General features: G+C 69.4%; 4 protein-coding genes. All 4 read left to right on the top strand.

The annotated features are described in order from the left end of the window. Nucleotides 1–3,770: glycoside hydrolase family 38 N-terminal domain-containing protein (locus ACRDUX_RS39220; RefSeq protein WP_526422683.1), on the top strand; the 3,770-nt coding region annotated here is incomplete at its 5' end. Further along, a complete protein-coding gene (locus ACRDUX_RS39225; RefSeq protein ID WP_526422685.1) occupies nucleotides 3,767–4,378 on the top strand; it encodes a DUF7158 domain-containing protein in 612 nt (203 codons plus the stop codon). The genes ACRDUX_RS39220 and ACRDUX_RS39225, both read left to right, overlap by 4 nt. Further along, on the top strand, nucleotides 4,379–5,284 hold the full coding sequence (locus ACRDUX_RS39230; protein WP_526422687.1) for an ROK family protein: 906 nt from the start codon (nucleotides 4,379–4,381) through the stop codon (nucleotides 5,282–5,284). It abuts the gene before it with no gap. Nucleotides 5,285–5,326: 42 nt separating this feature from the next. Continuing rightward, on the top strand, nucleotides 5,327–5,773 hold a 447-nt coding region (locus ACRDUX_RS39235; protein ID WP_526422689.1), incomplete at its 3' end, for an NAD-dependent epimerase/dehydratase family protein.

Below are 5,773 nucleotides of genomic sequence, written 5' to 3' on the forward strand. Positions count from 1 at the left end.
GGACCGAGGATCCGCCTGGCCGCTGCAGGCAGACCAACGGATTCGAGCTCGTCAATGCTCACCTCGAAATGGCAAGGCGGGAAAAGGAATACAAGTTCGTGCTCGCCGAGGTCGACTACCTCAAGCCGTACTGGGACACCAATCCGGAGGACCGCGACGATCTGCGAAGGCTCATCGCCGACGGTCGCGTGGAGATCATGGGCGGCACCTACAACGAGCCGAACACCAACCTCACCAGCCCGGAGACGGCGATCCGGAACTTCGTCCACGGCATCGGCTTTCAACGCGACGTGATGGGGGCCGATCCGGCGACGGCATGGCAGCTCGACGTGTTCGGCCACGATCCGCAGTTCCCCGGCATGGCGGCCGACGCCGGCCTCACGTCGAGTTCGTGGGCGCGCGGTCCGTACCACCAGTGGGGTCCGATGGCAGGCGACGGGGATCCCGAGCGCATGCAGTTCGCAAGCGAATTCGAGTGGATGGCGCCGTCCGGCCGCGGTCTGCTGACCCACTACATGCCTGCGCACTACGCCGGGGGCTGGTGGATGGACTCGTCGGCCTCGCTGGAGGACGCCGAGCACGCGACGTACGACCTGTTCTCGAAGATGAAGAGGGTCGCGCTGACCCGCAACGTGCTTCTGCCCGTCGGCACCGACTACACGCCGCCCAACAAGTGGGTCACCGAGATCCACCGCGACTGGAACGAGCGATACACCTGGCCCAGGTTCGTCTGCGCGCTTCCGCGCGAGTTCTTCGCCGCGGTACGGGCCGAACTCGACGAGAGCGGAGCCAAGGCGTCACCTCAGACCCGTGACATGAACCCGATCTACACGGGCAAGGACGTCTCCTACATCGACACCAAGCAGGCCAACCGCGCGGCCGAGAACGCCGTGCTGGAAGCCGAGCGCTTCGCCGTCTTCGCTGGGCTGCTGACCGGTGCGCAGTACCCGGAAGCCGCTCTGGCCAAGGCATGGGTACAGCTGGCCTACGGCGCTCATCACGACGCCATCACCGGCTCGGAGTCCGATCAGGTCTACCTCGACCTGCTCACCAGTTGGCGTGATGCATGGGAGTTGGGGCGGCAGGCGCGCGACACCGCGCTGAGTCTTCTCTCCACCGCGGTCGACGGTTCAGTCGTCGTGTGGAACCCGCTGGCGCACAGCAGAACCGACGTGGTGACGGTGCGGCTCGACGAGCCGTTCGATGGGGCGGTCCTCGACGCGGACGGCAACGTGGTCCCGGTGCTCGCCGAACACGACGGACATTCGATCAGCTGGCTCGCCCGCGACGTGCCGTCGGTGGGATGGCGGTCCTACCGCTACGTCTCCGGCGACCGGCCGGCGCGTTGGGAGCCGTTGGCGGGTGCGGAGATCGGCAACGAACGCTACCGGCTGCGCGTCGACCCGGCGCGCGGTGGCGGGGTGTCCTCGCTGATCGTCGACGGCCACGAGCTGATCGCGGCCGGACGCGTCGGCAACGAGCTCGCCGTCTATGACGAGTACTCCTCACACCCCAAGGCGGGGGAGGGCCCGTGGCATCTGCTGCCCAAGGGCCCGGTCACGACGTCATCGAGCGGACCCGCCACGTCGGTGCAGTGTTACCGCAGCCCACTGGGCGAGCGCATCGTCGTGACCGGCCGCGTTCGGCGCCTGCTGGCCTACACCCAGACCGTCACGTTGTGGCACGGCGTCGACCGCGTGGACTGCCGCACCACGGTCGACGAGTTCACCGGGGAGGACCGGCTGCTGCGGCTGCGCTGGCCGTGTCCCATGCCGGGCGCCATGCCCGTCAGCGAGGTCGGTGACGCGGTGATCGGACGTGGCTTCGGTTTGACGCATGACCGCGGCGCGACGAAAGCCGTTGACACCGCGAAGCATCCGTACACGCTGGACAACCCTGCCTACGGGTGGTTCGGGTTGTCGTCGATGGTGCGAGTGCGGTTCAACTCGGGTGTTCGGGCGATCTCGGTCGCCGAGGTGATCTCACCCGGTGGCGACGCGGATCCCCTGGTCCGAGACCTGATGGTGGCGCTGGCGCGGGCAGGCGTCACCGCCACGGCCTCCAGCGCCGAAGCGGCCCGCTACGGCGACCTCACCGTCGACTCGAACCTGCCCGACGTGCGGATCGCCATCGGTGGACCAGAGGTGAACGCCTTCACGGCAGCCGTGCTCGTCGGTCGCGTGAATGACGCCGAGCGGACGTGGGTTCCGGCTGCGAAGCCGCTCAAGGACGTCTGGGTGCCCGGTGCCGACCTGCGCGACGTGCGCGCACTGCCGGTTCTGGTGATCGGTGGCGATCTCGAGACCGCCGTTGCCGCACTGGTCGACGATCTGACCGACGCCGAGATCGTCGTGAACCAGGACGCCCCCGGTGAGCTCGAGGAGTTCGAGGCGCGCACCGTCGCCGTATTCAATCGCGGCGTTCCCAGCTTCGCCGTCGACTCCGACGGAACCCTGCACACGTCGCTCATGAGGTCGTGCACCGGCTGGCCGTCCGGCACGTGGATCGACCCGCCGCGACGCACCACGCCGGACGGGTCCAACTTCCAACTGCAACACTGGACGCATTCGTTCGACTACGCGCTGGCATCCGGGGACGGGGACTGGCGCGTCGCCGACATCCCCGCCCGCAGTGCCGAGTTCGGCCAGCCGCTGCTCGCGGTCGGCGCCCAACACGATCCGGCCGCAGGCGGGCTGCCGGCGTGGGGATCGCTCTTCGAAGTCGATCCGGCCCGCAAGGTCGCACTCGGCGCGCTGAAGGTCCTTGGCAACCCGATCGCAGGAGGAAGCGGGCGAGGTGTCGACGCGAAGGACGGCATCGCCTTCCGCCTGGTCGAAACACGCGGCAGAACAACGGATGTCGTCGTGGGCTCCGGATTGCGCAACCTGGCGTCACCGCAGCGGCTCGATCTACTCGAGCAACCCCTCGCCGACGACGAGCGTGGACTCACGCTGCACGGCTACGAGATCGCCACGTTCGGAGCGCAACTCAACCTGTCACGCGTCCTCGACGCCGACGGCACCACACTGGCCCCCGATGCCGAACCGGCCCAACCGCTCTACGCCAGGTACTGGCTGCACAACCGCGGTCCCGCCCCTCTCGGTGGACTGCCCGCGGTCGCGCACCTGCACCCTCACCAGCTGGCCGTCGATCCGGGCTCGCCGGTGCAGCTGCAACTCACCGCGGTCAGCGACGTCACCGACGTGCCGCTGCACGGCAAGGTGCGGCTGATCTGCCCACCTGGGTGGAAGGTGGCGGTCGACGAGCTGCCGTTCATGCTGCCGCCTGGAGAGTTCCTTGAGTCGATCGTCGACCTGGTGATGCCGCCGGACACCGCCGCGGGCCTCTACCCGTTGCGGGCCGTACTCGGCGTGACGGGCGGCGCCATCCCTGCGTCGTGGCGTCAAGAGGTGGAGGACGTGTGCGTGATCGCTGTCGGGGCGACCGACGACCGGGTGCTGCGGCTGATCGCCGATCCCGACCCCGTCGAGGTCGCCCCGGGTGAGGTGGCGACGATCGCCGTGACCGTCGGCACCGACGCTCGCGCCGACCTGGCCGTCGAGGCCCACCTGATCAGCCCATGGGGGACTTGGGAGTGGATGGGGCCCAACATCATCGGAGCGAACCTCCCCGCCGGGGGCACGGTCGCGCTGGAGTTCGACGTGGCACCGCCCGCCTGGGTGGAACCCGGCGAGTGGTGGGCGTTGATTCGTGTCTCGTGCGCGGGTGAGCTGGTGTACTCACCCGCGGTGAGGGTGGTGGTGCGATGACGTCGGTGGCGGCGACCGTGGGTGACGCGGTCGTGCTCGTCAGCGAGGTCGACGTGAGCGAGGCGCACCTGCGCTCGACGCGGCTGGCGAGTGCGCTGCCGCGGCAGGGGACCAGCGAGGGACGACAGTTGCGGCGCTGGTTGACCCAGGTCCTCGTCACGTCGCGGGTGGTGTCGGCCGAGGCGCAGGCGCTCGGGCTTACGGTCGACGGTGCACCGACCGAGGACGAGCTCCTCCCGGACGTGGCGGCGCGGCTGGAGATCGGCAGCGTCGCGGCCGCGGCACTCGAGGGGGCCGTCGCCAGAGCACTCTTCGTCCACGTCACCGCCCACGTCGAGATCAGCGCCGACCAAGTCGCGGACTACCACCGCCGCAACCCCTTTCGCTTCGCGCCGCGCACCACGGGAGACGGCGGGTGGCTCGGCGGACCCGTCGCGACGTCGTTCGACGACGTGCGTGCGGACATCGCCGAACATCTCCTCGCGGCGGGTCGGCGCCGCGAGTTCCGTAGATGGCTGGATGAGCGGCGCGCGCAGCTGGTGTCGCTGGCCCCTGGCTACGAGCATCCCGGAGACCCCCGCCAACCCGACAACACCCACGAGCACTGAATGACTGCAACAACTCTCGCACTCGACGTCGGCGGCACCAAGATCGCCGTCGGGCTCGTCGACGCCGAAGGCAGCCTGATCCACCATGCGCAGCAACCGACTCCGGACACGGACGCGGAGGCGATCTGGTCGGTTGCCGAGACGCTGCTCGCCGACGCCATGGCGGCCGCCCCCGGTGCCGTGCGCGGCGTGGGCATCGGGTCCGCGGGACCCATCGACCTGCCGAGTGGAACCGTCAGTCCGATCAACATCACCGAGTGGCAACACTTTCCGATCGTCGACCGGGTGAAGGCCGCCACCGGGCTGCCCGTGCGGCTCGGCGGCGACGGGGTGTGCATGGCCATGGGCGAGCGCTGGCGCGGGGCGGGCCGTGACGCGCAATTCCTGCTCGGCATGGTGGTGTCGACCGGCATCGGCGGCGGATTGGTGCTCGACGGCGCGCCCTACGACGGGCGTACCGGAAACGCCGGGCACGTGGGCCACGTCGTCGTCGAGCCCGACGGGGTTCCCTGCACGTGCGGCGGCCGTGGCTGCGTCGAGACTGTCGCGTCGGGCACACACCTGGCGCGGTGGGCGCACGAGAATGGTTGGGACGCGGCACCCGGCGCCGACGCGAAGGACCTTGCCGACGCCGCAAATCGCGGTGATCCCGTTGCGCTGCAGGCATTCCGGCGTGCCACGACTGCACTGGCCATGGCGATTGCCTCGGTCGCCGCGGTCTGCGACCTCGACCTCGTAGTCATAGGAGGGGGAGTCGCCAAGTCGGGTGCGCTGTTGTTCGATCCGCTCCGCGAGGCACTGTCGACCTACGCGGGCCTTGACTTCCTCCGCGGTTTGCGCGTGGTGCCCGCAGAGCTCGGTGGTGACGCGGGCCTGGTCGGCGCCGCGGCCCTGTTCAACGCTTGACCGCGGATCTACTGTCGCATCCAAAAGATCATGGGAGTCGGGATGCGAATCTTCGTCACGGGTGGGACCGGAGCGATTGGCCGCGACGCGGTGCCCGCACTAGTCGGAGCTGGGCATACGGTAGCGGCGCTGGCGCGGTCTGACGTCGCCGCCGACCAACTGCGTTGCCAGGGCGCCAGTCCCGTCGAGGTATCGATATTCGACCGGGCCGGCCTTACGCGGGCGTTCACCGGCTGCGACGTGGTGATCAATCTGGCCACCGCGCTACCACCGACTCGCTCGGCGCTGCGACGGTCGGCTTGGGCGGCGTGCGAGGAGATCCGGACCGAGGGTTCGGCCGCGGTGGTCGACGCTGCGCTCGCGGCGGGCGTCGGACGGGTGGTGCAGGAGTCCGTGGTGATGATCTACGCCGACGGCGGCGACCGCTGGCTCGACGAGCAGGCCCCCGTCGATCACTATCCGATAGCGCGGGGCAACCATGCCGCGGAA

Origin of the sequence: Mycobacterium sp. (assembly GCF_050701675.1) — a bacterium.
GTDB lineage: Bacteria > Actinomycetota > Actinomycetes > Mycobacteriales > Mycobacteriaceae > Mycobacterium.